The 1,120-nt window shown below is 46.2% G+C and carries 1 protein-coding gene and 1 pseudogene; both read right to left on the reverse strand.

Annotation, left to right across the window (positions count from 1 at the left end; genetic code table 11):
• Positions 1-78 (reverse strand): annotated as a pseudogene (locus R7E42_RS25140) (phosphatidylglycerophosphatase A); the annotation flags it as partial.
• Positions 79-115: 37 nt separating this feature from the next.
• Positions 116-1,081, reverse strand: coding sequence for a thiamine-phosphate kinase (thiL, locus tag R7E42_RS25145; RefSeq protein ID WP_069489101.1), 966 nt, complete (start codon positions 1,079-1,081; stop codon positions 116-118).
• Between the last annotated feature and the right edge of the window lie 39 nt (positions 1,082-1,120).

Below are 1,120 nucleotides of genomic sequence, written 5' to 3' on the forward strand. Positions count from 1 at the left end.
CGACAAACCACTGCCAAAACCAGTCGCAAACAACTGCCACGGGTTCTTTACTGAAATCAGAGAAAGAGGGTTGGTCATATCCTTAAACCTATACTGCTAGTTTAACTCGATGAGCTTATTTAAAGTGGTCGAAACCACTTAAATCCCAGTCGAGAGGTTGGTTGTTATCGTGAAGCTCAAACGTTCCATTTGGTCTAATTTGGCCAATGCACGTCACTTTGCACCCGCTATAGGACAAAGCACTCTGCAAAGAACCTCGATTTTGTTCTGATACAGTGAAACACAACTCGTATTCTTCACCGCTAGATAAAGCATACTGCTGTGCGCTGACCTTATCATCTAAAAATTGTACCAGCTCTGAAGAGATTGGTAATTGAGACACATCGATACTCACACCAACTTGTGAGCGTTTTAAAATATGTTTGATATCCGAAATCAGGCCGTCTGAAATATCAATCGCCGCAGATGCTAATCCTACCAAAGCTTGCCCCGCTAACACTCTCGGAGTACTTAGGTAGTGGGCTTTTTCTAGTTCATCAGCACCAATGCGACTTCGAAGTGTTTCATCTAAGATGACATCCAGCCCTGCTTTTGCGTCACCCAAATTCCCCGTTACATACACCCAATCCCCGACTTTCGCGCCAGAGCGAGTCAGCGCTTTGCCCTCAGGCACAAAACCTTGCACTGTCAGTGTTAAGCTTAATGGGCCTTTCGTTGTATCACCGCCGATTAATTGAATACCAAAGTAATCCGCCAGTTCGAAAAATGCATCACAGAAGGGTGCGAGCCATTCTTCATCCGCTTCAGGCATGGTCAATGCAAAGCTTACCCAAGCAGGTGTTGCGCCCATGGCAGCTAAGTCGCTGATGTTGGATGCAAGCGCCTTGTGAGCAACCCAAGCAGGGTTCGCGTGAGGAAGGAAATGGGTTCCAGCAACCAAGGTATCGGTGCTGATAGCAATCTGTACATTTGCTGGCGCCTTAACGAGAGCGCAATCGTCCCCTGCGGCGAGGTGTACGTCTTTGCGCTGGTTTTGTCGGCCAACAAAATACTTATCAATCAGGTTAAATTCACCAGACATAATTCATTTATCTTTTCATGCCAATGGCATTGATATCAT

Origin of the sequence: Vibrio sp. Vb1337 (assembly GCF_033338715.1) — a bacterium.
Classification (GTDB): domain Bacteria; phylum Pseudomonadota; class Gammaproteobacteria; order Enterobacterales; family Vibrionaceae; genus Vibrio; species Vibrio alginolyticus.

Excerpts from the sequence above, each read along its gene's own strand:
- thiL (WP_069489101.1), bottom strand. The coding sequence starts at position 1,081 with ATGTCTGGTGAATTTAACCTGATTGATAAGTATTTTGTTGGCCGACAA.